The 25,928-nt window shown below is 61.9% G+C and carries 23 protein-coding genes; 16 read left to right on the forward strand and 7 right to left on the reverse strand.

Translation table 11 applies throughout. The annotated features are described in order from the left end of the window. Positions 1-46: 46 nt before the first annotated feature. The 3 genes from NLK60_RS12170 to NLK60_RS12180 all read left to right on the forward strand — a co-directional run bounded on the left by NLK60_RS12170 (position 47) and on the right by NLK60_RS12180 (position 5,706). Complete coding sequence (locus tag NLK60_RS12170) at positions 47-892, forward strand: hypothetical protein (RefSeq protein WP_254808043.1); 846 nt, start codon at positions 47-49, stop codon at positions 890-892. 221 nt (positions 893-1,113) lie between these two features. Next, positions 1,114-1,668 (forward strand): hypothetical protein, encoded by a 555-nt coding sequence (locus NLK60_RS12175; protein ID WP_254808044.1) that lies wholly within the window; start codon positions 1,114-1,116, stop codon positions 1,666-1,668. A gap of 159 nt (positions 1,669-1,827) precedes the next feature. Then, positions 1,828-5,706, forward strand: coding sequence for a hypothetical protein (locus tag NLK60_RS12180; RefSeq protein ID WP_254808045.1), 3,879 nt, complete (start codon positions 1,828-1,830; stop codon positions 5,704-5,706). 85 nt (positions 5,707-5,791) lie between these two features. Here NLK60_RS12180 and NLK60_RS12185 read toward each other — a convergent pair whose 3' ends face one another. Further along, on the reverse strand, positions 5,792-7,615 hold the full coding sequence (locus NLK60_RS12185; RefSeq protein ID WP_254808046.1) for a S8 family serine peptidase: 1,824 nt from the start codon (positions 7,613-7,615) through the stop codon (positions 5,792-5,794). Positions 7,616-7,850: 235 nt separating this feature from the next. On the opposite strand from NLK60_RS12185, the gene NLK60_RS12190 reads away from it, so the two are divergent. Both NLK60_RS12190 and NLK60_RS12195 read left to right on the forward strand, forming a co-directional pair. After that, positions 7,851-8,267 (forward strand): DoxX family protein, encoded by a 417-nt coding sequence (locus tag NLK60_RS12190; RefSeq protein WP_254808047.1) that lies wholly within the window; start codon positions 7,851-7,853, stop codon positions 8,265-8,267. Between the two features lie 80 nt (positions 8,268-8,347). After that, positions 8,348-9,538, forward strand: a complete 1,191-nt coding sequence (locus tag NLK60_RS12195) for a M24 family metallopeptidase (protein ID WP_254808048.1) — start codon at positions 8,348-8,350, stop codon at positions 9,536-9,538. Positions 9,539-9,595: 57 nt separating this feature from the next. Here NLK60_RS12195 and NLK60_RS12200 read toward each other — a convergent pair whose 3' ends face one another. Beyond that, entirely contained in the window at positions 9,596-10,096 is a 501-nt protein-coding gene (locus NLK60_RS12200; protein WP_254808049.1) for an SHOCT domain-containing protein, read from the reverse strand. Next, positions 10,077-10,547 carry an SHOCT domain-containing protein gene (locus tag NLK60_RS12205; RefSeq protein WP_254808050.1) on the reverse strand — a complete coding sequence of 157 codons (471 nt, stop codon included), beginning with the start codon at positions 10,545-10,547 and terminating at the stop codon, positions 10,077-10,079. The genes NLK60_RS12200 and NLK60_RS12205 overlap by 20 nt, the downstream gene beginning before the upstream one ends. A gap of 449 nt (positions 10,548-10,996) precedes the next feature. Between NLK60_RS12205 and NLK60_RS12210 the strand changes: the two genes are divergently transcribed. The 4 genes from NLK60_RS12210 to NLK60_RS12225 all read left to right on the forward strand — a co-directional run bounded on the left by NLK60_RS12210 (position 10,997) and on the right by NLK60_RS12225 (position 15,108). Continuing rightward, entirely contained in the window at positions 10,997-12,568 is a 1,572-nt protein-coding gene (locus tag NLK60_RS12210; RefSeq protein WP_254808051.1) for a Cdc6/Cdc18 family protein, read from the forward strand. Positions 12,569-12,650: 82 nt separating this feature from the next. Beyond that, positions 12,651-13,547 (forward strand): ABC transporter ATP-binding protein, encoded by an 897-nt coding sequence (locus NLK60_RS12215; protein ID WP_254808052.1) that lies wholly within the window; start codon positions 12,651-12,653, stop codon positions 13,545-13,547. Continuing rightward, on the forward strand, positions 13,544-14,326 hold the full coding sequence (locus tag NLK60_RS12220; protein ID WP_254808053.1) for an ABC transporter permease subunit: 783 nt from the start codon (positions 13,544-13,546) through the stop codon (positions 14,324-14,326). The genes NLK60_RS12215 and NLK60_RS12220 overlap by 4 nt, the downstream gene beginning before the upstream one ends. Next, the gene (locus NLK60_RS12225) at positions 14,326-15,108 is read left to right on the forward strand and encodes an ABC transporter permease subunit (RefSeq protein WP_254808054.1); all 783 of its coding nucleotides are present in this window, start codon (positions 14,326-14,328) and stop codon (positions 15,106-15,108) included. Before NLK60_RS12220 ends, NLK60_RS12225 begins: the two co-directional genes overlap by 1 nt. A 72-nt stretch (positions 15,109-15,180) precedes the next feature. Here the strand turns inward: NLK60_RS12225 and NLK60_RS12230 are convergent, their stop codons facing one another. Further along, the gene (locus NLK60_RS12230; RefSeq protein ID WP_425499050.1) at positions 15,181-16,422 is read right to left on the reverse strand and encodes a S26 family signal peptidase; all 1,242 of its coding nucleotides are present in this window, start codon (positions 16,420-16,422) and stop codon (positions 15,181-15,183) included. Between the two features lie 93 nt (positions 16,423-16,515). Between NLK60_RS12230 and NLK60_RS12235 the strand changes: the two genes are divergently transcribed. Further along, complete coding sequence (locus NLK60_RS12235; RefSeq protein ID WP_254808055.1) at positions 16,516-18,105, forward strand: DNA-directed DNA polymerase II small subunit; 1,590 nt, start codon at positions 16,516-16,518, stop codon at positions 18,103-18,105. A gap of 84 nt (positions 18,106-18,189) precedes the next feature. Continuing rightward, positions 18,190-18,918, forward strand: a complete 729-nt coding sequence (locus tag NLK60_RS12240) for a hypothetical protein (RefSeq protein WP_254808056.1) — start codon at positions 18,190-18,192, stop codon at positions 18,916-18,918. 53 nt (positions 18,919-18,971) lie between these two features. On the opposite strand, the gene serA is transcribed toward NLK60_RS12240, so the two are convergent. Beyond that, entirely contained in the window at positions 18,972-20,555 is a 1,584-nt protein-coding gene (gene serA / locus NLK60_RS12245; RefSeq protein ID WP_254808057.1) for a phosphoglycerate dehydrogenase, read from the reverse strand. A gap of 229 nt (positions 20,556-20,784) precedes the next feature. Between serA and NLK60_RS12250 the strand changes: the two genes are divergently transcribed. Together NLK60_RS12250 and NLK60_RS12255 are read left to right on the forward strand one after the other, a co-directional pair. Then, entirely contained in the window at positions 20,785-21,255 is a 471-nt protein-coding gene (locus NLK60_RS12250) for a FlaD/FlaE family flagellar protein (RefSeq protein WP_254808058.1), read from the forward strand. A gap of 397 nt (positions 21,256-21,652) precedes the next feature. Next, entirely contained in the window at positions 21,653-22,153 is a 501-nt protein-coding gene (locus NLK60_RS12255; protein ID WP_254808059.1) for a helix-turn-helix transcriptional regulator, read from the forward strand. Positions 22,154-22,245: 92 nt separating this feature from the next. Here NLK60_RS12255 and NLK60_RS12260 read toward each other — a convergent pair whose 3' ends face one another. Both NLK60_RS12260 and NLK60_RS12265 read right to left on the reverse strand, forming a co-directional pair. Beyond that, positions 22,246-22,689, reverse strand: a complete 444-nt coding sequence (locus NLK60_RS12260; protein ID WP_254808060.1) for a DUF7112 family protein — start codon at positions 22,687-22,689, stop codon at positions 22,246-22,248. 24 nt (positions 22,690-22,713) lie between these two features. Further along, the gene (locus NLK60_RS12265) at positions 22,714-23,118 is read right to left on the reverse strand and encodes a 30S ribosomal protein S6e (protein ID WP_254808061.1); all 405 of its coding nucleotides are present in this window, start codon (positions 23,116-23,118) and stop codon (positions 22,714-22,716) included. Positions 23,119-23,204: 86 nt separating this feature from the next. Between NLK60_RS12265 and NLK60_RS12270 the strand changes: the two genes are divergently transcribed. The 3 genes from NLK60_RS12270 to NLK60_RS12280 all read left to right on the forward strand — a co-directional run bounded on the left by NLK60_RS12270 (position 23,205) and on the right by NLK60_RS12280 (position 25,927). Next, a complete protein-coding gene (locus tag NLK60_RS12270; RefSeq protein WP_254808062.1) occupies positions 23,205-23,486 on the forward strand; it encodes a WNWW family protein in 282 nt (93 codons plus the stop codon). 138 nt (positions 23,487-23,624) lie between these two features. Beyond that, entirely contained in the window at positions 23,625-24,458 is an 834-nt protein-coding gene (locus NLK60_RS12275; RefSeq protein ID WP_254808063.1) for a TetR/AcrR family transcriptional regulator, read from the forward strand. Then, positions 24,455-25,927, forward strand: a complete 1,473-nt coding sequence (locus tag NLK60_RS12280; protein ID WP_254808064.1) for an MATE family efflux transporter — start codon at positions 24,455-24,457, stop codon at positions 25,925-25,927. Before NLK60_RS12275 ends, NLK60_RS12280 begins: the two co-directional genes overlap by 4 nt. The last annotated feature ends 1 nt before the right edge of the window (position 25,928 follow it).

The raw sequence follows: 25,928 nt of genomic DNA on the forward strand, positions 1-25,928 counted from the left end.
GTTAAAGTAACCGAACATATTAACGGAGCCACACGATAGGGAGACTATGCACGAACTGGCGAGCAGACGCCGATTTCTCACGGTATGTGCGACAGGTGGGACGATCGCCGTGGCGGGCTGTACAGACGAGAGCGCAACGGACGAAAATGGGGTGGGTGATACCCAGGTGTCGGGGACGAGCGATAGCGGTTCAGGAGACGAGAGCGGCTCTGACGAACCTGCCACGGAAAGCGGTGATGACGAATCCTCGAGCACCGAGTCTTCGGACGACGGTGGCGATTCCACGGACGCGACGGATGACGGAGCCGACGTCACGGACGACGAGGGTGATTCACCGAACGGGACGGACGACGACTCAGTTGACGAAAGCGACGACCCGCTCGAGGAGTACGACCGAGTCGACGGTGGCCCATCTATTGGATCGCTGTTGACATGGGACACGTCCTACACCCTCGAGTTCGAGATGCGCCGAATCAACCCGGGACAGTTTGCCGGGCCTGGCGAGCAGGTCGCCTACGAGGGTGATTTTCATCACACAATCGAGACGGAGGGTGGCGACGTCGAATTCTACGGCTTCGGCGACGTGGGATACTACGTCCACGATGGGTACTGTAGCCGGGGCGACGTGGACGATATCGAGCCACACGCTCTCGATCCGAACCGGCGGCCTGATGCGATCTTTCCGGAGACTGAACCGGCAGCCGAAACCACGATCGATGGCGAGTCGGTGTACGTCTATGAGATGCCGGCAAGCCCGGCGAACACGTTCTGGTACCTCGAGAAAGACACGGGATATCCGGTTCGGTTCGATTCCGAGCGAATTACGGCTGAGTTCGATTCGTGGAATCAGACGAGCCCGATCTCGCCTCCGGATATGGAGTGTGAGGACTGATAGGGTTCGTTGTCACAGTGTGCTGGCCAGCGACCACGCCGATCCGAGGGTGACCGGTATGCGGTGGCAACGAACCCCCGAGACCCACTGGCCACCGTTCAGCACGATTCTCGAGTGTGCTCGAAACGTCACCCTCTAGCCCGATCGACCGATCCACCTTCCTCCGAGTACTTTGTTCGGTTAGGGACCAGTGCTATACCCGCAGCGTGCCAACTAGTGGTATGAGATTAGCACACGTATCACTGCTCGAGGATTTCGGGACGCGCTCGCTCGTCGTCCACGGATTTATGGTTCTCGCGTTCGCCAACGCCGTTCTGGTCGGTCTGTTCGTCGAGGGGCAACTCGGCCTCGTTTCGTTCGTCGCCCTGCTCAACTTCACCGCGGGTCTGTGGGTTGCCCACTCGATTCACTCGCTCGGAAACGCGACGACTGACGACGAGTACGCCGGTATCTTGAACGAACTGTTCGACACCAACGACGGTGCCGACGACGGATTCGACACCGGCCGATTCGGCCGATTACTCGCGTTGATCGCGGCGGTAACCGCTGTGGCGCTGTTGACCTCAGCACAGGCGCTTCCGGGGTCGATCCTCCCGATTGCGGTCGTTGCTGTCGGCGCGATTGCGGTCGTCACCGCAATTACCGGCTTCCTGATCGCTCTGGGGGCTTCCTACGACGACTCACAGCGCCGGACGCTCGAGACAATCGCGAAAAACAGGGCCAACTCGGAGTCTGTCGACCTCGAGGCTGAGCCACGCCCGGCAACCGAACGGTAGGCGGGCGCGACCTGTCTGGCTGTGACTGCACTTTTATCGGTCGGACTCCGGGTGTCGTTGAACGGTCTCCAGATTCACCACAAACTTACCACGAGGTAACTAACCAACTTACCTGAAAGTCAAATAAAACCCATACGGTCTCCGGCCCTGAGGGGTGTAATGACTGACGACCGGGACGACAGCGATGTGGGCCGGCAGGGTGTAGCGGACTCGAGTGCGGGTGCAACGCCAGAAGCGGCGGACTCGAGTGCGGATGGGGCCTCGGAAGACGAGGGTGTGAACGAGAACGCAGTGCCAGCTGCGGACTCGACAGCCGAGACATCGGACGAGGAATCCCCGGCCGAACCTGGGGGTGCTGTGAACACTGGAGACGAACCTGGCGCTTCGGATGCCGGAGCCACGAGTCAACGCGATTCGGCATCGACATCGGCAGGGGAGGGGGATTCGGATGGTCTCCTGGCTGGTGGCCTCCCGGTGAGTCGCCGGAACGTGCTTGGCGGAGCAGCCGTTGGCCTCGGCTCTGGGACCCTCGGCTACCTGCTCGGAAGCGGGTTCTCGCCGTCGGACCTCCGTGGCGACGGTGAGGATGGAGTCGTCAGCGGGGCGGATGCGGACGAACACCTCCCGTTCGACGTCTGGGAAGAGATGCAGCACGGACTCCGAACCAGCCCAGACCATCTCCCAGGCCGGGCAACGACGCTCGTCGGTTGGGCGAACGAACGCCACGAACGGCGGGCGGCGGCCGTAGACGACGACGGTGTCACTGCACGAGTAGCCGAGGAATCGACCTCGGAGGACGAGGGCGTGTCTTTGATCACCGCCGGCGCTGGCAGCAGCGATGGTCACCGGTTCTACGGCGGTACCGCCACGTTGCGATCTCCAGGGGCGGTGACGGACGACGAGATCGAGGAAGACGGCGACGACGAGACACCATCCGATACGGTCGGTGACGACGAACCCGACCCAGACCTCGGTCCGGTTGTGGACGACGTCGACATCCTCGAGGCACTGTTCGAGTTCGTCAGAGACGGGATACAGACGGTGCCGACGTCTCGGTCGGATATCGACGACGTGGCCGAGGTGCTTCGGTGGGGCGGCCGGGGCGCACTTCGGTGTGGGATGGGAACGCCACGTGACAAAGCTGAGGCACTCGCGAACCTCTATCACCAGGCTGGCTACTCGGCGACGGTTCGTGAGACGAGGGTCGACCGCGAGGAGCAGGGGCTGACTGCCGAGGAAATCCGCACACAGTGGCTGCAGACGCCAGCAGTCGAGGACGAACCTGACATCACCGACGAGCAACTCGAGGCGTGGGCCGACCGCCTCGAGCGAGAACCGGCGGAAGACATGACGGTCGTCGACGAGGGTGGTGGTGACAGTCTGGCGCTCGCGGATTCGCTCCGAGACCTGTTACCGGCGGAGCCATCGGAGAGTCGTAGCGGGCCGAGCGAGTTCGACTGGCGATGGAACTCCGCTCGGTCCTCGAGCCAGTCGATACCGGTCGTCGAGGTGTTCGACGACGACCAGAACCGGTACTATGCGAACCTCTTCGGAGACGTGCCGTTTGGAGTGATTGGTGATGACAACCGCATCGAGGAACCGGAGACGGACGTCGAGACGGTTCGGGTTACGCTCTCGGCGGCGACCTCGAATACCATCGAGGAACCGTTCGAACTCGTCTCGGGTGAGTGGGCGGTGCCGGACCTCGTCGGACGACAACTCCTCGTTCGGACGCCGACGCTGACCGACCCGGTCGAGTTCCCGACGGTTGGCATCGACGACATGAATATGTTCACCCCGTCGCTCACCCTCCAGGGGCCGGATATGACCGACGCCGAACAAGCCGAACTCAGCGAGTTCGGTGACATGATTACGCTCTCGGGCGACCGCCTGTCGGCCGATTTCGAATTCAAAGACGGCGAGGTCGTGTTCTCGAGCGAACGCATTATGAAAGACGGCCAGGTGTTTTTCGACCCCGACGACGTTCCCGACCTCGAGACGATCGAGTCAGTCGAGGTCGACGCTGATTCGACCAACTATCCGAGAATTCGTCTCGAGGCGACAGTGCTGGATTCGAGCGGCGATCACGTCGCTGGCCTTCCCGGGCCGGTGTTTTCGGCAACGGACGAGGGCCAGATAGTACACCCGAGTCTCGTCGACACGCGACCGGTGCCGAAAATCCTGTATGTGATAGACGAGTCCGGCAGTATGGGTCGAGGGGTCGACGCAGCGACGGACGACGAGAAGTACGACGAACTCGAGGCGCTGATGGTGGAGACGGCTCCGGGGGCGACCATCGAACGCCGGTACGTGGACTCGGCGATGTGGACGCACTTGCCCGATGCGATCGCCGACAATCCCGACCTCATCGTGTTCGCACACGACGGCCAGCCGGCGAACTCCTACGACGAGCGGGCAGACCCGCTGTTCGAGGTGGCGCCACGCACAGTATTGCTCAGTGCGTACGACGAGTCGGCCCCGGTCGAAGACGAAGTCGTCTTACACCAGGCGGAGTTGACGGGCGCGACGGTCGCGCCGATGGGTGACTGGCAACTGGTTCGTGAGCGGGTCGCGGAGGCAGTCGACGACGTGGTCGAATCGGTACCGACCTATCGGTTCGACTATCACGTTCCCGACGACGGACTGGGGACTCGTGAGGTCGAACTGTCAATCGGTGCGGAACCGGGCACAGAGGACGAGACAACCGGTGACGACGCAGATGCAGACACTGGGAACGACGACGAAACCGAACCGCCAGACGTGACGGCTGTCGCCGATGCGACCACGAGCTACGAGACCAGTGGCTCGACGGGAGTGATTCGCTCGTTAGTCGGCCTCTACCTGACCGTCGAGTACGACGGCCACTCGGTCACGCGAACGCTGGGTGGCTGGGACCCCTTACAGGACGACAGCTGGGACCCCTACAGCGACGACCCGGACGAGGAAGCCGGCTTCGGCATGCCGGGGCTGGCGGACTTCGCTCGAGATACGAAGATGGCGATGCTCGGTGGCGTCGACATCTCCTTCGAGGGGGACGGCGTCCCGCTGTCGGTCCTGCTCGACGATATGATGCAGGCGCGTCACTCCTATCGGGAACTCCACGCTCTGGTCGAGGAGATCGGTGCCGACGCCTCGGGTGAGATGACAGACGAGGAGTTCCACGAACTGCTGGCGGTCTACAAGAAAGGACGAATGGAGGTGGCCTGGGACCCGCTGTTCGTCCAGACACCGCTTCCCAACCGCCAGAACGAGGACGGACTGACCTACTTCCTGGGGCCGCGTACGGTCGCCTACCAGGTCAAACCCGTGATCGAAAACGGGAATCTCGACCTCGAGGAATCGCTCGACATTCTCCCGATTTCGCGGGCGACGACGGCGACGGAGGACCCGGACGAAGGCTTCTATCGGACGCTCGAGCGCACGGCCCGGATGTCGATCATGGAAGACGCACGGTTCGACTCCTCGACACTCAGCCTGCTCGAGGGGAGCCCGCTCGCCGACACCGATGACCTCGACGAGTATGAGGCCGATCGGGATCAGTACGAGGACCTCCGACGACACGCTGGGTTGGACCGTCGAAGCTATCAACTCGCTCCGAGAGACGGTTCATCGTACGCCATGTGGAACGTCAATCGTCGAACCGGCACGTTACTCGGCATCATGCCTGACGGAACCGGCGGGGCAGTTCGTCGGCGGCGGCTGGCTTCCATGCAGGACCGCGATCGGGCTGAGGCGGCACTCGATCTCTACCTGGACGTCCTCGAGGAGGCCAATCTGCTCTCGAAAACAGGTGGTGCGGCACTCGGCGTGGTCGCCGCCTACTACGCCCACCTTGCTGATCTGTATGCGAAGGTCACGGCTATCGTGGGAAGCATCAGTGGCGGCGACCCGTCGACTGGTCCTGGAATGGCCGGCCTTGGCGGTGTCGCCGGTGGCACGGCTTCGGACGTGATCAGGGATGCGGCCGAAGACCAGATCCCGGGCAGCGACTGGGTCTCGAGATTCGCCAACATGGCTACGATCGCTGGATTCCCTTGAGTAGTAATACACTACCAAACAGCTACACAATCCAAATCAAGGGTGTTTGGCCACCAGAGCGAAACGGTACGCTCTCCGTCCACGTTCAGGAAACTCGAGTCTGACGCCGTTTTCTCGCCCCGAGTACGCCAACGAGTACGAGCGTTCCAATTGCGAGACCGATACCGAAACCTGGGCTTTCGTCGTCCTCGAGTGCTGCCGTTCCATCACCCTGGTCGTCGCTCGAATCTTCACGTTGGTCGTCGGCTACTGGCCCAGCACCGTCATCGCTCGTCGTGTCACCATCCGTAGCATCGTCAGTCGTTCCGTCGCTGTCGTGTTCCTGATCGCCGTCACCCGGCTCGTCGGTGTCGCTTGCGTCGTCGGTACTCGAGTCGTCGGCGTCGCTCGAGTCCCCGTCGGGTCCGTCACCGTCGCCGCTCGTGTCACCGTCCCCGTCGTCGACCTCGAGGTCGCCCTCGGCGACCAGTTCGACGGCGGCGTAGACGTTGATGATGCCGTGTCCGTACCGGACGTCCTGGTTTTCGTTCTTGCCGTCGGGTTTCCCTGCCGTCTCGATCAGGGCGGCCTCGAGTTCGGCCGGCGTCAGGTGTTCGTCGGTCGCCGCCTGCAGGAGTGCTGCACCGCCGGCGACGTGCGGGGCGGCGAAACTCGTTCCAGAGGCGCGGGAGTACTGGCCGCCAACGACGGCGCTCGGGATGTCCCAGCCCGGTGCCGACACCGTCGGCAGGACGTAGGTCTCCGGCCAGTCTTCGGGTGGGTCGCTCCACTCGAGGTCGGTGAAGACGACTTCACCGCCGGACATGTCCAGAATTTCGCCCCAGGCATCCGAGGCCCCGACGCTGACGGTGTCGTACTCGTTGCCCGGGGCGCTACTGGTCCCCAGCCCCTCGTTACCGACCGACGCGATGACGAGTGTGCCGGCGGCCTCGGCGTTTCGAATCGGCTCGATGAACTGTCCTGCCTTGGTGTCGAGTCCGATACTGATCGTGAGGACGTCCAGCTCTTGCTCGACGGCCCACTCGAGGCCGGCCAGAATCTGGGCCTCGCGGGCGTCACAGCCGCTTGCGTCACAGTCGGTCAGCGCCGCACCCACGAGCAGGTCGACGTCGGGAGCGACTCCGAGGTGGATACCGCTTCGGTCCTCGGCGATGATCGTTCCGGCGACGTGGGTGCCGTGGCCGCTCGGTTCCCGCTGGACGTCGTAATCCTGTGGGTCGGTGTCTCGAGGTGTCCCGTCGACGTCCCAGTCGGCCCAGCCGGCGATTTCGATGTCAGGGTGGCTCGGGTCGACGCCGCTGTCGAGGACGCCCACAGTGATTCCCTCGCCACGGGTGCCGTACTCCGTCCAGACGTCCGGCGCGTTGATCTGATTCAATCCGTAGGAGGCCTCGATCTCACCTGCACGCTGGGTCCCTGAAACGGCGTTCGCGGTGCTCGAATCGGCCACGCCGGTCGTCGCCGGTCCGAACGTCACTGACTCACCCTTGAGGTGGCCGTTCTCCCGAACGGCTTCGACGCCCTCGAGCGCCGCAATCGGCTCGAGCGTGGTGTGCTCGAGGTCGACGGTGAGGACGACGACGTTCCGTATCCAGAACTGCCGGTCGACGGTCACGGCCGGGTTCGCTTCCGCGTACGTCAGCAGGGGTTGCTGTGTGCGAGCCGTCTGTTCCTGTCGGGCAGCGACATCTGCGGGGTCGGCCGTTACCAGGGTCGAATCGAAGACGACCAGTACAGTCTGTTCGCCGTCGGCCTCGAGCAGTCCGTCTTCGATACTGGCGGGGTCGGCGCTCGGCGGGTTGGAAGCCGCGTCCGCGACCACGACGCCGGCCAGGCCGACAGCCAGGAGACAGCCGGCTACCAACAGAAGTACTGTTTTCGAGTTCGGGTGTCGGCCCCCGACACTCATGTAAACCTCTCGACAGTACGAACACTACTCCCCGTCAAAACACCTGAACGTCCGTGCATACTGGTAAGAAAGACGGACATACGATATCTTTTCGGTGACCGAAAAGTAACGGAACGGTTACCTGCAGGTAACGTTGTCGACGATACAGTCGGTCGAACACTGACGGTGTATTTACCCTCTCGAGCGACAACGGTAGGCCGAACGCTCATGTGGCGGGCAGCAGATTTCTCACCCGATGAGCCGTTCACTCGACCGGTACAAGCGACCGCTGCTGTACGTCATGAGCACCGTGTATCTCGTTGCCGGTGTCGCCCACTTTCTCGCTCCGAAGCCGTTCGAACGTGCCGTCCCACCGCAGTTTCCGCGACCGCTCGAGCTAGTGTATCTCTCCGGCATCATCGAAATTGTCCTGGGGGTTGGCGTGTTGTGTCGACGAACGAGACAGGTGTCGGCCTGGGGAATCGTCGCGCTCCTGATTGCGGTGTTTCCCGCGAACGTCCACATCGCGACGAGTGACGTTCTCGATGAGGACTTACCACCGAGAGTGGCACGCCTCGCTCGACTCGTCGCGCTGGTTCGATTGCCGTTCCAGGCCGTGCTGGTCGCGTGGGCCTGGTGGTACACGAAACCGATCGATGATTCCCAGTTGTAGGGCACCACTCGAGTCCCCGGTCTCCGTGCGTGAAACCGGGCACCCACAATCGATTTCTGTAATCGCTGTGAGCTGTCCGTATGGACGCGGAGACCGTCGAACTGGTGGAAACGAAACTGGATCAGGCCGAGTCGAGACTCGAGGCGCTCGATATCGACTGCTGGCTCACCTTCGCCCGCGAGACGAGTGAAATACCCGAACCGGCGCTGGCGCTGATTCTCGGCGCGGACGTCGTCTGGGAGAGCGCCTTTCTCGTCACCGCTAGCGGCGATCACCACGCGATCGTCGGTCGCTACGACGCCGACCCCGTCGAGGCGGTCGGTCGCTACGAGGTCCACACGTACGACGAATCGATACGCGACCCGCTTCGGGACACGCTCGAGGCGCTCGACCCCGATCGAATCGCCGTCAACTACGCCGAAAACGAACAGGTGGCAGACGGACTGACCCACGGCATGTATCGGCGACTCTGTTCGCTCCTCGAGGGAACCGACTATCCGGGGCGCTTCGAGTCGAGCGCGCCGGTTATGGGCTCTCTCCGCCACTCGCTGACCGACCTCGAGCGGACACGGATGAAACGCGCGGCCGAACTGACCGAGGAGTTGCTTGCGGAGGCGGTCGAGGCGTGGGAACCCGACTGGACCGAAGCCCGTTTCGCGGATTTCCTCCACGACCGAATGCGCGAGGACGGCCTCGAGAGCGCCTGGAGCTGGGACGGCTGCCCAGCCGTCGATGCGGGTGCGGCGGCCCCCGTCGGGCACACCCATCCGGGTGACCGAACGGTGCCACCGGGCGAAGTGTTGCACGTCGATTTCGGGGTGCGCTACGAGGGGTATGCATCGGACATCCAGCGATTGTACTACCGTTCCCACGAAGACGAGGCGCCACCAGCCGACTTACAGGCCGCGTTCGACGACGTGCGGGCCGCAATCGAGGCCGGGAAAGCCGTCCTCGAACCTGGCGTGCCCGGCCACGAGGTCGACGCCGCGGTCCGGAAGGCGATCACCGACCGTGGATGGTCGGCGTTCGAACACGCAGCCGGCCACACCGTCGGCCGGAACGCCCACGATGCCGGACCGCTGCTGGGGCCACGGTGGGACCGCTACGGCGACCGACCCGAGCGAACGGTGTCGGCAGGCGAGGTGTACACGCTCGAGTTGGGCGTCGAAACGGAGTGGGGGTATCTCGGACAGGAGGAACTCCTCGAGGTGACCGACGAGGGGGCGAGGTACTTTTTGCCACCGCAGACCGGTCTCAGAACGCTCGAGTGAGAGGGGTGCGTTTTCTGGGAGCCAGCGCTGGTGGGTGATCGCCACGCCTCGTTCGGCTCAGGGCTCTCCGGCCTCGGCGCGCTCGGTAGCCGTCTCATCGAGGACGGCTAACCGTCGACGAAACTCCTTTTCGTCCAGTTCGCCCGCCGCATAGCGTCGTCTGAGCCGCTCTTCTGGCGTTTCGCTCGTAGCCCACTCGGTGGTGGACGTCGTCGCGCCCCGTTCGAAACCGCGTTCGACCTCCGGGTCCCCGGTCTCGAGTTGCTGCTTGAACTCGAACTCGTCGATCTCGCCGCTCGCATACTGGCGCTTGAGGGCCTCGACGCGGTCGTCCGTTCGGTCGGTTCCTTCGACAGTCGTGCTCGACAGCGTGCCGACACTCGAGACGAGTACCACGATGACGAACACGATGAACAGCGGCACAAGCAGACCTGCATAAAAGCGTGCGCTCGGAACGAACCAGAACAGCGGAAACAACACCACCGGAAGCATAAACATGGACACCAGTCCGACGATGCCGAGCGTCCGACGACGGGACTCACCGGGTCCGAGCGTCATTGGTCACCTCCTCGAGTCGCTGTTGCAGTTCGTCGCTGCTGTCCACGTCGAGTAACACCTGTAGCCGTCGTTCGTACTCCTCGTGAGTGATCTCGTCGGTGGCGTAGCTCTCTTTGAGTACCTCGAGGGGATCGCTCTGTGAGGCCGTCCACTCTGATTCGTCGCCTTCAGTACGAACTCCGGTCGAGCGATCGGCAACTCCGCTGGCCACGCTCTCTCCACGGTCGCTCGAGCCGCGAATGACGTACTCGAAACTAATGAGGCCGACGGCCGAGATAATTGCGATCGGCAACAACACCGGTGTTAGCATAACGAGGTCGAACGCCCGATCGTCGCTTACCATCGGCAACGAACCGACACCAGCGATCGGAAAGGCGTACAACAGCGGGAGTGCAATGAGTCCGACACAGAGGGCTGTGAGTCCCCCGATAGCCACACGAACCGGTTTCATCTCGTTGGCGGGTACGCCCTCCCAGTATATACGTGTCCGGCAGACTGTCCAGTTGTTCCATGTGAAGCGGTGGTCTTCCGGTGTCTTCCTGCGCGTGTGAGAGCTGTGTTGGTAGGATTTGCCGCCACTCGAGACGTATCGGACGTTCGATCCCCCGGATCTGTGCACCTACTTATCGAGGGAATTCCAGGTTCTCGGGGTCGTTATATGGGCTTCTCCACAGCAATCGAAAACCGTTCCCGGTCCGTCGAAGCGGTGTTGACGTCGAAGATTCACTCGGATTGAAGGGAAGCGTTTATTACCTCCGTGTTCCTCTGGTTCGTTTGCATCAACTGGAATCGGTCGTGAACACACTGAACGCACAACGTCGCCAATACGGCAGCTGATTCCCGAATTCGGCGTTCTCGAGGGTGCGTTCCACACGAAACGATGGGGTATGCGTACGACGAATGTCAGACGAGGACTCAGATACGACAGGTTCGGGGAACGCTGCGGATCGCTCACCGAGCACGCCCGCGGGCTTTGCGGCAAGGTTCGAGGGGATTGACGGTGACGAGGAGTCGAACCAGGGCCTGTTTGACGACCTGCTCAGTGGGGAACCGATTTTCGAAAACAAGGAAGTGTTGCGCCCGTCGTATACACCACACGAACTCCCACACCGGAGCGACCAGATCAACAAGATGGCGACGATCCTCGTCGCCGCGCTCCGCGGGGAGACGCCCTCGAACATTCTCATCTACGGCAAGACGGGAACCGGCAAGACGGCCAGTGCGAAGTTCGTCAGCAAGGAACTCGAGAGCACCTCGAAAAAATATAGCGTCCCCTGTGACGTCGAGTACATCAACTGCGAGGTAACCGACACTCAGTATCGCGTCCTCGCACAGCTCGCAAACAAGTTCATCGAGGAAAACGAGCGCCGTATCGACGACAAGATAGAGACGCTCGAGACCCGGCGCGAACTGCTCGAGTCCGAAGAAGAGGAGTTCCCACCGTCTCTCGAATCGTCGGGCGCGGCCGAAGGTGTGGATACCGACGGGGAGGATGAGACGAACGAGGATCCGCTTACCGACGGGCCGACTACCGTCGAAGAGATCGACGAGCGAATCGAGTCACTCGAGGAAGACCGGGACAACTTCGAGGAGGTACCGATGACCGGGTGGCCGACCGACCGGGTGTATAGCGTCTTTTTCGATGCGGTCGATTACTCCGAGCGCGTCGTCGTGATCATGCTCGACGAAATCGACAAACTGGTCGAGAAATCGGGTGACGACACGCTCTATAATCTCTCGCGGATGAACTCCGAATTGCAGAACTCCCGTGTCTCGATCATCGGCATTTCGAACGATCTGAAGTTCACCGACTTTCTCGACCCGCGAGTCAAATCGAGCCTCGGCGAGGAAGAGATCGTCTTCCCGCCGTACGACGCCAATCAGTTGCGGGACATCCTTCAGCACCGATCGGAGGTCGCGTTCAAAGGCGAAGCCCTGTCGCCCGACGTCATCCCGCTGTGTGCGGCCTTTGCCGCCCAGGAACACGGTGACGCACGGCGTGCCCTCGACTTGCTTCGCACGGCGGGCGAACTCGCCGAGCGCTCTCAATCGGAAACGATCGTCGAAGAACACGTCCGACAGGCCCAGGATAAGATCGAACTCGATCGCGTGGTCGAGGTCGTTCGGACACTACCGACTCAGAGCAAACTCGTCCTCTTTGCTATCATCTCACTGGAGAAAAACGGCGTTCACAGCATCAACACGGGTGAGGTATTCAACATTTACAAGCGCCTGTGTGACGAGATTGACGCGGACATTCTGACACAACGGCGCGTGACCGACCTCATCAGCGAACTCGACATGCTCGGTATCGTCAACGCCGTCGTCGTCTCGAAAGGTCGGTACGGCCGAACCAAAGAGATCAGCCTCTCGGTCCCGCTCGAGGAAACTGAAGCCGTGTTGATCTCTGACTCGCGTCTCTCTGACATCGACGACGTCCAGCCGTTCGTTCAGGCTCGTTTCGAGAACTGATTCGGTTCCGTTGCCTATTTTGCTCTCCCTTCAGATGGGTGTTGTCACCCATATTTATGTAATCTTTCTACGTTGTTAGCGTGTGTCAGTAATTCACCTCGAGGGGCTCACCAAGCGCTACGGCGATATCGCGGCCAACGACGGCGTCACCTTCGACGTCGAGTCGGGGGAGGTGTTCGGCTACCTCGGCCCGAACGGGGCTGGCAAAACGACGACGATTCGTCTCTTGCTCGGTCTCATCAAGCCGACGGCGGGGACGGCGACGGTTCTCGGCGCGGATATCCGTGACCGGCGAGCGCTCACCGAAGCCAAGGCGAACGTCGGGTATCTGCCGGATACGCTTGGCTTCGACGACCGATTGACTGGCCGCCAGGCACTGGACTATTTCGCCCGGATGCGAGGCGACGAGCGTCGTGAGGAACTGCTCGAGTTGTTCACGCCACCGCTGGACCAGTCAATCGAGACCTACTCCGCCGGGAACCGGCGAATGCTCGGTATCGTCCAGGCGTTCATGCACGACCCTGACCTCGTCATCATGGACGAGCCGACGTCCGGCCTCGACCCGCTCAAACAGGATCGCCTCCATCGGTTTCTCGAAGCCGAGTGTGACGCCGGCAAGACCATCTTCTTCTCATCACACGTTCTCAGCGAAGTCCAGCGAATCGCCGACAGGGTTGGGATCATCCGGTCGGGCGAACTGGTTGCCCTCGAGGACATCGAGGCGTTGCTCTCTCGCGGCGGTAAACGCGTTCGGGTGCACCTCGGAGAACCGGTGGTCGAAGAGCGGTTCGTGACCGAGTCGATGATCGACGTCGAACTGATCGACAGCACCGCCCAGTTCACGTATACGGGCGAGCCACAGCGACTGCTCGAGCACCTCGTCGAGTTCGAGGTCCGGGACGTCGACATCGGGGACCCGCAACTCGACGACATCTTCAAACACTATTACGGCGAGGACCCCATCTCGGAGGAGTCATGACCGCAATCGTCCGAATGGAGTCACGAAACCTGGTTCGCGGGACGCTCGTCTTGACCGGCGTCTTCGGGCTACTCGTGGTGTTCATGCTCGCGGTCTTTCCCGGGATGGCTGCCGAAGCCGAAACCATCGAGCAGGCCTTCCCCGAGCACGTCGCCGGTCTGTTCGGATTCGAGGAGTTACACACGCTCGAGGGCTTTCTTGGATCGTACATGTTTCCGTTCATCTGGACGCTCTTTCTCGGCATCTACTTCGCTTACCTCGGTGGCGGGATGATTGCGGGAGACATTCGAGAGCGTCGGATGGACTTGCTCCTGTCGAATCCGGTTTCGCGTGAGTCGATCGTCCTCCAGAAGATCGGAGCGATATGGGTGCCACTGGTCGCTATCAACGTCGGATTGTTCGTTTTGTTGTACGCCGGATCGTTCGTCCTCGAGGAGTCGATCGATCCTGTCGCCCTGGCGATGGCCCACCTGCTTTCGGTCCCGTACTTGCTCGTCTGTGCTGCTATCGGCGTCCTCATGTCTGTCGTCCTCGACCGGGTGACGAGCGCGCAGGCTGCCGGTCTCGGTGCCGTGTTTATGCTCTGGCTGCTCGACGGACTCTCGGAGATGGACCCGGACCTCGAGTGGGTGGGTGACCTCACGCCGAGTCGGTACTACGACCCCGCCGCGATTCTCATCCACGAGGAGTACGCATTCGGCGATGCCGCGATTTTGCTGGTGACGTTCGTCGTCCTGCTCGCTATTGCGACCGTGTACTTCGTTCGGAGGGATATCTGATGACCGCCATTTTGCGCGTCGAATCACGCAAGCGAGTTCGAAGCCTGCTCGTCTTGACCGGCGTGTTCGCCGTCCTGGCCGCGTTTTACTTCTCCGTCTATCCCGGATTCGCCGACGACGCCGAAGCGATCGCTGAGGCCTTTCCCGAGTGGATGTTCGAGTTCTTCGGTATCGATGCCCTCCACACCGTCGAGGGCTTCATCGCGGCGGAGATGTACTCGTTTTTCTGGGTCGTCCTGATCGGGGTCTACTTCGCGTACATGGGGGCGAACATGATCGCTGCAGATGTCGACAGTCGGCGAATGGATCTGACGCTGTCGAACCCCGTCTCGAGGGAGTCTATCGTGGTGCAGAAGATCGGTGCGCTGTGGGTACCGCTGGTGGTGTTGAACGTCGGCGTGGCGCTCATCGTCTACGTTGGGTCGGTCGTCATCGGCGAAGCGATGAATCCCGTTGCCGTGGCGATGGTTCATTTGCTCAGTGTGCCCTACCTGCTGGTCTGTGCGGCTCTGGGTCTCGTCGTCTCCGTGCTCGCCGACCGTGCTCGCCGCGCCCGAGCCGTCGCCCTGAGTCTCGTCGTGTTCCTCTGGCTGCTCGAGGCCGTCTCCACGCTGAATGAGGATTACGAGTGGGTCGGGGCGATTGCGCCGACCCGATACTACGACGAAACCGCCATCCTGGTGCACGAGGAGTACGCGTTTGTGGATGCAGGGATTTTGCTCCTCGCGTTCGTCGTGTTGGTCGGACTCGCGATCGCTCTCTTCGTCAGACGAGATATTTGAGCCTGCACTCGGAACTCGAGGGTTCTCAATCGAGCATGTTCAACTCGAGGGGATTTCACTCGCGTCGGTCGTTCACGGACGAGCGTGCCACTGGTGTACCCCAGCGAAACTCACTGCGCCGAGGAACCCGGCGAGCAGGGGGTTCGGCGTGAACAGACTCGAGGAACCGAGCCCGAGCATCGTTGGGATGATCCGCTCGAAAAGCAGTCGGACGTGGCCGAGCCACGGAATCCGGAACATGCCCTTGCCGGTGGTCCACTCTGGTTTGACGACGCTCGTATCGGCGCCGACGCTGCGGGTGACCTGGTCGTAGCCGCTGTTCGCATCCCCCTTGGTGATGAAGCCGGCGTGCGGAGCTGGGCAGGTGTAGATTTCGGCACAACTCGCGCCGTTGACGTAGTCCGGGTTCGCCTGCTCGTCGACCCAGTTCTCGCCTTCTTCGACCCAGAAGTGGGCGCGATGGATAACCGGCGTTTGGTGGTTCTGCCCGTTCGGGAGGAAGATGATGACGTCGCCTGGTTTGCCGAACTTGTCGTGCCCACTTTCTTCGCCGTTCTCGAGGGTGACGACGCCGGTATCGCCGGTCGGGTCGTCGCCAACGAAGCGGTCGGGAGCGACGACGAAGATCATGTCGCCGATCTCCATATTCGGCTCCATGCTCCCGCTTTCGACGGCCACTAGCGGTGGCCAGATGCCGCTGACGCCAAAGAGAATCAAGCCGATGACGGCGACCAGCGCCACGCTACTCAGAATATCGCGAACGGCGACGACCGTTCCGTCGTTCGTCTTGAGAAACCACCGGATGACGCCGTCGTCTTCGATGGTTACGTCGGGTTTTTCTCGTTCAGGGCGTGGACGAGGGGGCGCCGACGAGTCGGCTGGTGCATCCGGCCGTTCAGCAACGGTTCTCTCGGGCGCACCCGAGGCATCCCCGTTCGGTCGGTCAGTTGCGGCTGACTCGCTGTCTCGGCCGTCGCGACTTGGCGACCGTTCCTCTGCCCACGCCGAATCAGCTGTCTCCTCGAGGTCGTCTGACTGTTCGGTCTCGTTTTCGGGAGGCGTCGTCCCATCGCCCGGTTGGTCGGTGGTTTCGGGATCGTCGTTTCTCTCCTGGGCAGTGTCGTCCGAACTGTCGGTGGTCCGTTCGTCTGGACCGGTGTCGGTCACCGGCCTCTCGTCGGTGACGCGGCCGTCATCGGTCGTCCTCGAGTCGCTTTGCTCGGTGCTCGAGTCGCCTGTGGTGCGTTCTTCCGTGCGGTCGGCGCGCTCGCCAGCCTCCGTTTCGGGGGAATCATCCGCGCCGTCACCGCTCATCGCATGCGGCTTTGGGAGGGGTGGCAATCAATTTTCTGTTCCGGCGAACGGGGACTCGCCACGTTTTTATCGACTCCGCGGTATTGCTCTGACGTGCCACTCGAGGGGCCTGCGAGAATCGTGAGCGAACTCACGAGCCGTGGCTACAACGCCGAACGCGAGGCCGTGACGCTGATCGCGAGTGCAGAACACCCCTCGAAAACGCTCGAAGCGGCGCTCGAGACCGCGCCTGAGGACGCTCTCGTTTTACGAACCGAACACGTTCGAACGGCGCTCGAGAGCGGGGAATCGTCGGCTGATACCGGTTCTGGGACGCCTTCGGAACCGCCATCGGCGGGGACTGATTCGTCGTCACCTGCCGCGAGCCAAGACCCCTCCGTTTCAACTGGAGATGACATCCCCTCTTCGACTCCAGATGGTGGGGTCGTTGCAGATGAAACGAAGGGGGCGGGAACCAGAGGCCCGATCGATACCAGTCACCAGGTCGTCGATATCGCCAACGACATGACCGGCCAGAGTACCGGGACGGGCGAGTACAAGGACTTCGTGAAAGTGTTTCGCGACCGCCTCGAGCGACTGGGTTCGAAACTCCGGGGGCGGGTCAACCATCGCCCGGCGACCTCGATTGCGTCGATGCCCAGCGGGAGCGAGGTGGCGATGGTCGGCCTGGTCAACGACGTCCGCTCGACCGCCAGCGGCCACTGGCTGGTCGAACTCGAGGACGCGACCGGTACGTTCCCGTGGCTGGTGATGAAAGACCGGGAGTACGCCGAACTCGTCGAGGAACTGTTGTGTGACGAGGTGATCGCGATGGAGGGGACGCTCTCTGACGATTCGGGTATCGCCTTCGTGGACGGGATGTACTTCCCCGACGTGCCGCGGACGCACAAGCCGTCGACGGCCGACCGCCACGTGCAGGCCGCACTCATCAGTGACGTTCACGTCGGCAGCCAGGAGTTCATGCACGACGCCTGGAACGGGTTCACCGACTGGCTCCACACCGAAGACGCCCAGCACGTCGAGTATCTGCTGATCGCCGGGGACATGGTCGAAGGCGTCGGTATCTATCCGAATCAGGACGAAGAACTCGACGTCGTCGACATCTACGACCAGTACGAACTGTTCAACGAGTACCTGAAGCAGGTGCCCGGCGACCTCGAGATCGTGATGATTCCGGGGAACCACGACGCCGTTCGCCTCGCCGAGCCCCAGCCGGGATTCGACGAGCGTCTGCGGGGGATCATGGACGCACACGACGCCCGCATCGTGAGCAATCCCTCCGTGGTCACGCTCGAGGGCGTCTCCGTCCTGATGTACCACGGCGTCAGTCTGGACGAGGTTATCGCCGAGTTGCCGGCCGAGAAGGCGAGTTACGACGAGCCACACAAGGCGATGTACCAGCTGCTGAAAAAGCGTCACGTGGCTCCCCAGTTCGGCGGTCACACCCGACTGGCTCCCGAGGAGAAAGACTACTTGACGATCGACGAGGTGCCGGACATCTTCCACACCGGTCACGTCCACAAACTCGGCTTCGGCAAGTACCACAACGTGCTGGCGATCAACTCGGGGTGCTGGCAGTCCCAGACCGATTTCCAGAAGAGCGTCAACATCGATCCCGACTCCGGCTACGCACCGATCGTCGATCTGGACACGCTCGACGTGACGGTGCAGAAGTTCAGTTAACCTCGAGCAACTGTTCGAGTGCGGCGTGCTCCCGGCAACACGTCCGAGGGTTTATGAGAAACCATCATTTAAATAAACATATTTGTGAGACAACTGATCGCCACGATCGTCGTCGCCCTCGTTCTGGTGCTAGCCGGTTGTGGCGGGGCCGACGTGACGGACGACCGGGAGCCCTACGGGGTCGATTCGGAGACCGACCCCGAACCGGTTCCCGGGTTGGCCACATCTGGGGTAACGAACGCCTCCGCATTACAGGACGCCCATTTCGACGCGCTCGAGACCATGTCCTTCCGGTACAACGCAACGGTGGTCCGAGCGGACGCGAACGGGTCGGTCGCGTTCGAGCGAACGGAAACCCACACGATCGCCAGCCTGTGCTCGAGCGCGACGGGTGAGACGACTAGCGTCGAGCACACCGAGGCGGGGGCCGACCGAACGACGCTCAACTGGTGGCTCGAGGACGGGACCGTGCACCTGCACCAGCACGCTGGCAACGAGACGACCGCCTGGACCGACGAGTCCCTCGAGTTCACCGATCTCGCTACGACGCCCGATCTGGAGGCGGCGTACGACTCGATAGACACTATCACCGAATCCGACGGTGGCGATCGATACGTGCTCGAGGGTGAAAACGTCGACATCGGCGCAATCACGAACGCGACGGTAACGGTCGTCGTGCACGCGGAGGGCTACGTCGAATCGTATCGACTCGAGGGGGTGAGCCACAACGAATCGGTGACGATACGAATCACGCTCGAGCCGATCGAGGGTGGCGAACTCGAGGAACCGGCGTGGCTCGAGCGGGCAAAATAAAATCGAACACCTTTGGCCGTCTTACAGCGATAACGAGGCGAAAGCCGACTCGCTCACTGGCCGTTCAACGTGATGTAGCGCACGCCGATGATCCGCTCGTCGGCCTCGAGTTCGGCTTTCGCCGCCTCGGGAACGTCGTCGTCGACGTTGTAGACGGTCAGGGCCTCCCCACCGATGGTCTCACGCGCGTTGAACATCCCGGCAATGTTGACGTCGTGGGTACCCATCACGGAGCCGATGAGGCCGATGACGCCCGGTTCGTCGGTGTTTCGCGTGACGACCATCTTGCCGTGGGGGATGGCGTCGACGCGGTAGTCGTCGATGCGAACGATGCGGGGATCGTCACCCGCAAAGAGGGTGCCGTCGACGGTGATCGATTCGTCGGCACTCGCGACCGTCACCGAGATGACGCTCTGGAAGTCCTCGCTCTGGTGGCTCTTGGATTCGGTCACCTCGACCCCGCGGTCCTCGGCGATCTGGGGGGCGTTGACCGCGTTGACATGCCACTCGAGCGGCTCGAACACACCTTTGAGCGCGCTCGCGGTGACGAATTCGACGTCTTCGGCGGCGATGTCGCCCTCGTAGCGCACTTCGATGGATTCGATGCGGGCGTCGAGTAGCTGGGCGGCGATCTTGCCTGCGGTTTCGGCGATGTTGATGTACGGCTCGAGGCGGGGGAACGCGCTCTCGTCGATCGAGGGGGCGTTTAGCGCGTTGGCGACCGGTTCCTCAGCCAGTGCGGCAACGACCTGACTGGCCGTCGATGTCGCGACGTTCTCCTGGGCGGCCTCGGTCGATGCGCCGAGGTGGGGCGTGACGATGATGTCGTCGACGTACAACAGCGGGGAGTCCTCGGGCAAGGGTTCTTCGTGGAAGACGTCGAGTGCCGCGCCGGCGACCGTACCGTCTTCGACCTTCGCGGCGAGAGCGTCTTCGTCGACGATGCCGCCGCGACCCACGTTGACCAGGTGGCCGTGGCCGAACGTCTCGAGTTCCTCGTCGCTGATCAATCCCTCCGTTTCCGGCGTCAGGGGCGTGTGAATCGTCAGGAAATCCGCGGCCTCGAGACAGTCCTCGAGGTCGACCAGTTCCGCGCCGATGCGATCGGCACGCTCCTCGGAGATATAGGGGTCGTAGGCGACGAGGTCCATTCCCAGCGAATCGAGCTTTTTCGCGACTTCCTGGCCGACGCGGCCGAGGCCGACGATCCCCAGCGTTTTGCCGTTGAGTTCGACGCCGAGGTAGTCGCTTTTGGCCCACTCGCCGACTTTGAGGCGACCGTGGGCCTGTGGAATCGAACGGGCCGCGGCGAACGTCATCGCGACGGTGTGTTCGGCGGCTGCCCGGACGTTGCCTTCCGGCGCATTGGCGACGATGACGCCCTCGTCGGTCGCGGCCTCGATGTCGATATTGTCGACGCCGATGCCGGCGCGGCCGACGATCACCAGGTTCTCGCCCGCCTCGAGGACGCTGCGGGTGACTTCGGTCCCGGAGCGAACGATCAGGCCGTGCGCGTTCGAGACCGCCTCGAGGAGCGCTTCGCCCTCGAGTTCGTAGCCCGTTTCGACCTCGTGACCGGCATCACGAATGACGTCAAGACCCGCATCGTCGATGGGATCTGTGACCAGCACTTGCATGGGCGAGTGAACCCGCTCGAGGGGGTAAACCCTTCCGAAGTGTGCAGATGTTGGGTTGATGTCGGCGGGCACGGAGCCGGCTGGGCGGTCGGATCGTGGCGTTTTCGTCGCTCGAGACGCCCGAACTCACCGCACGACTCAGCGTTCGAAACGACGTGAACGTTCAAGGGTGCCCGAGCCGACCACTCTTCTAGCGCAGACGCTGTGTCTGCAGCGATCCCCCCCACGCATGCCAACAGACACCCCCTATCTCGAGTCACTCGAACAATCGACGGGCCGGACCGACGCGACGATCAAGTGGGCTCGCTATCTCGGCGAGACCTTCGGGACGACCGGCGCGCTCAACTGCCTTCGGTACTACCAGGATCTCGGCTGGATCAGCCCGCTCGTGCGAAAGCAGATGACGTCGTACCTCCGCGGGCTTTCCCTCGGCGAGATTCACAACCGTCGGTACGACGAACCGGCGACCCTCGAGTACCCGCTCGAGTCGCTCTCGGGCACGCTCTTTGGTGCACACGCCCAGAGCCTCGAGTACATCTCGAAAATTGCCGGTGACGACATCGAAGAGCACGTGATGGTCGCGCGAATGGCCGAACGTCGTGTCGAACGCCGTCTCGACGAGGAAAGCGACGACGACGGAAGCGACCAGCCAAGCGAGATGGTCAGCATCATCAGAGACGGTCCGTCGAATCTCTCTTGATCCGGGTTGGTGTCACTGCGTGTGACTCGAGCTGTTTTCCCCGTTTCTCGATTGTACCTGGTGGAACGTGGATCGATCCCATCCTTCTGGAGTGATACGGTCGGTTGTCATCGCTTCCTGGAGGACGAACCGCGGTGGTCGCTGACCGGTACACAGTTGCAACAAATCGATAAACCAATGTTAGCGCTTTAACACTGATTCGGCCCGCTCAGCGGCTCTACTGTCCTAACTCCACGGGAATCGGCCATGTTGTTTATTAGGCAGTAGTTCATCTTCACGAGTAATTCGCGACTTCGGACTGGTTAGCCAGGAAGTATGTGTGGTATGCTTCTCTCCTCTTGTGCGAGAGGGCAAGTCTGACCGGCGTCGACGCGAATCCCCCCAACGGTGATCGGAAATGCGTGAAAACCCCCCCAATACGAAGTCCGTGCTCGAGCAGTTCACGAGCACGGCGGCTGCCAACGGGCAGTCGGAACAGTACGAAATTACGATCGGTGCAAGCCAGGACACGACTCGTGACGTCGAGCGCGAACTCGACGAACTCATGGAACAGGTCAACGGGGCGCTACCAACCGACGACGTTCAGTTCGACGAGGCAATCATCAAGGAGAATCTCGACGAGATTTTGCTGATGCTCATCTCGCTGCACGGTGAAACACACGGTAAAGAGCTCCTCTCGGATCTAACCCACCTCTTCGGTGCCCAGCTTAGCCCCGGAACGGTGTATCCGAGCTTGCACTCACTGGAGGACGAAGACGTCCTCTCGATGCACGCGAAGGTCCGAACCAAAGAGTACGCGATCGACGACGAGGACTTCGTCCGGGCGACCGTCGAGCAGACGATGGTCCAGCATCTGGCCTTCGGCTTGCTGCTGTACGCCTTTTTGCCCCGCCTCTAGTCGATTCAGGGTTCCCTTCCATCGTCCATCTCACTGTCCTCGAGCGACGCCACCGGAGTAGTGGTATACTCGGGGCCGTCTCGAGCCTTCGCTTACCTTTCTTCGAGCCCTTTTGCAATATCCTGGAGGCTCGATTTTGGCGGCTCGCGGGCGTCGTAGACGGCCGTCTCACCGGGGGCGCGAAACCCATACAGAAACTCCGGTTCGATGACGTCGACCAGCACCGAGCCGTTCACGCGAACCCCGTGTTCGTCGACCCACTCGGGGAGTCGGTCGACGCCGTCTCGAGGGTTTCGGGCATGCTCCGGAGAGTCGTATACGCCGGAGATGTGGCGGGTCTCGCCCATCACGTCCTTTCCAATGCGGGCGAAGTGCTCGTGTCCGTCGAGGACGATTCGGACGACTGTCTCCGGGTCCGTCAGTAGATCGTCGGCTGCGTCGGCGGGCAGTTCGACGCGCGTGCCGGTCGCGGTTTCGGTGAGCGTCGCTCGAATCGTCTGCACTGACGGATTGTCGCTGCTAATTCGGTCTGCCATTCGCGTATCAGAGAGAAGAGGCGGTTATTCGTCCTCGTCGTCGCTTTCCAGGCCCAGCAGGCTCGCGACGCTCTCGTCGCCCGCTTCGGCGACGGTGACGTTGATCTGTGCGGTTTCGTCCGACATTTCACGACCGCGCGCGGTGATTCGGCGTCGCTCACCGTCTCGGCCGGGCTTGTAGCCGGTCTGTCGCTCTTTCATCAGCACTTCCTGGAGGCGCGAGCCAGCGACCGTCTTGTTGTGCGGGCGGCCAGCGTTGTCCGAGCCACCGGTAATCTCGAGCGTGTAGCCATCGAGGCCGACGGCGCTGCCATCGACTTCCTCGCCGATCGATTTGCCAATAAAGCGGTTTGCGTCCTGTCCCTCTGCCTCGAGCTGGTGTGCGAGCCCCGTTTCGGGATCGCCAACGACGACTGTGAAAGTTGCCATGGGCGGGGAAAAACGGTCTGCGGTGAAAAATACGTCGATCGACCTTTTCTCGAACACTCAAATACGTCTCGCTCGTAGTCTCGAGCGTGTCACTCGAACCAGGTCCGCTCGAGGTGCGTCTCAGGCGCGAGTTCGGCGGGACGATGGGCCAGTCGCGTGTCGTCGTCCGGCAGGCCGTCGACCTCGACGACTCCGGGCTGTACGAAGCCGACGTCGGCCACGAGTTGACCAACGACGTCGTCATCGAGGAACTCTCGGATGCGCCCCACGGCACGCCCCCCGATCGGTGGAACTGGTGGATCGGCTCGCTCGAGGTCGCTTACGGCGGCTACGGACAGTTTGGTATTCGTCGGTATCGGGATGATTGAGCCGCTTCATCCATACTACCAACTCAAAACTAAATCGCTATTAACTATGTATTGATTACGGCAGTCCATCTCCCGACTGACGGCAACTCTGTTTCGAACCGTAATACCCATTTATACCGCTGACTAACTGGTTAGTTAGTGACCGACGAAACCGCTCGAGAGGCGATCATGACCGCGACGTACGAGGCACTGTGTGAGCACGGCTACACGGAGCTGACTGCCCAGGCAATCGCCGACCGGACTGACAAGAGTAAATCCCTGCTATTCTACCACTACGATTCAAAAGAGGACCTGGTCGCCGCCTTTTTCGACTTTCTCCTCGAGCACTTTGCCGAACGTGTCGAGGAAAGCCGTGATCTGGCGCCGGTCGAACGACTGGCGACGTACGTCGACTGGTTCCTCTACGATCCCGACGACGAAGAGCGCACGTCTTTTCACACGGCGATGCTCGAACTCCGAGCCCAGGCGCCGTATAACGACCGGTTTCAGGAACAGCTTCGACGCAGCGACGACGCGCTCCGGTCGACGCTCGAGGAAATCCTCGAGGCAGGTATCGACTCCGGGGCGTTCGTCGAACACGATTCGACCGAAACAGCGGCCCTCCTGATCGCCGCCCTCGACGGTGCACGTATCCGGCAACTGACGATGGACCGTGACGTCTACCTCGAGGAAGTCCGTGCCGGCATTATCGCGACGATCGTCGATGGACTCCTCGCTGAAGGCGTCGAGTTCCCGGCGCGAGCGGAGATACATCAGGAGTCGTCGAGTGATTCGGAGTCGCCAGACGATGCGGATTCAGAACCTGACGGGGACTCGAATACGTCGACAACCTCGAGCGAAGCCGAAAATGACGCAGCAGCCGACACTGTCACTGACGGGAACGATACCGACACTGTCACTGACGGGAACGATACCGACACGACCGCAGGAGAGCGAGCGGACGGTTCGATGGCTGGTGACGACAGCGAATGAGCAAGAAAACCGACCGGGCGGTAAACGTCACCGACGACGATCTGTTCAAACCGCTGGTCGTCCTGTCGGCACCGATCGTCCTCTCTCAGGTGTTACAAGTCGGCTACAACCTGGCCGACACCTACTGGGTTGGCCGCCTGGGGAGCGACGCGGTCGCCGCCCTCTCGTACTCGTGGGCAATCGTCTTTCTCATGGTGAGCATCGGCGGCGGGCTCACGGTCGCCGGAACCGTGCTGGTCTCACAGTACAAAGGTGCGGACGATTTCACCAGGTCACACCACGTCGCCGGGCAGACGCTCTCGTTTGTCACCATCGTTGCACTTGTCTTCGGGGTGATCGGTTTCGCCCTCTCGCCGTGGTTGATTCGCCTCGTTGGAGCCGAACCGGGTACCGACGCGTACGTCTACGCCGTCAACTACACTCGTATCATCTTCGTCAGCGTCGGCTTCATGTTCTGGTTTTTCATCTTTGACGCGCTCTCTCGAGGCTGGGGTGACACCCGCACCCCGCTGTATCTCATGGGGCTGAGCGTCACGATTAACGTCCTCCTCGATCCGATCTTGATCCTCGGATTTACCGACAATCCACTGTTCGTCTGGGTCGGTGCGACGAGCCTCGAGGCCTCGCTGTACGCCCAGACCGGCTTCGATGGCTTCGGTGTCGAAGGCGCGGCTATCGCGACGGTCTTCGCTCGCGGTGTCGCCGCCATCGCCGGGCTGTATCTGCTCTTCAGCGGTCGTGTCGGCCTCGAGCCAACGCTCGGTGACCTGTGGCTCGACCTGCCGACGGTGAAGAAAATCCTCGAGATCGGGGCGCCGATCGCGACCGAGCAGGGCTTTCGCGCCTCGGGTATCGCGCTGTTGACGGCGCTGGTAGCGCTGGCCGGCACCGACGCCGTGGCTGCCTATGGCATCGCCAACCGAATCTCCTCGCTGTTGTTCCTGCCGGCACTCGGTCTCGCCCGGGGAACGGAAGCCGTCGTGGGCCAGAACCTCGGTGCCGAACAGGTCGGCCGCGCCTGGAGCGCGGTCAAACTGAGTTCGATCATGATCGTCTCCATCTTCATTGTCGTGATCGCGGTCGCCTATCCCCTGGCGGAGCCGATTACGGCGTTTTTCATCGAGGGTGAAGACAGCGCACAGGTGGTCACCTACGGGGCGGCGTTTATCCTCATCGCCGGCCCCTCCTACGTCTTTATGGGCGTTTTCCAGGTCCTGCTCGGTGGCCTCCGGGGCAGCGGCAGCACCCGCGCTGCGATGGTGCTCTCGATTCAGGAACTCTGGCTGTTCCGGATTCCCATCTCTGCGATCGCCATCCTCTATTTCGGGATGGGGATCTACGGTGTCTGGTACGCGATTGCCCTCTCGTACGTCCTCTCGGCCGCGACGACTGTACTCTGGTTCCTCCGGGGTACCTGGACCGAAAACGTCGTCACCGACGAGCCATCGCCTTCGCCAGCAGGTGATTAAG

The organism is Natronosalvus amylolyticus, from assembly GCF_024298845.1.
Taxonomy (GTDB): domain Archaea; phylum Halobacteriota; class Halobacteria; order Halobacteriales; family Natrialbaceae; genus Natronosalvus; species Natronosalvus amylolyticus.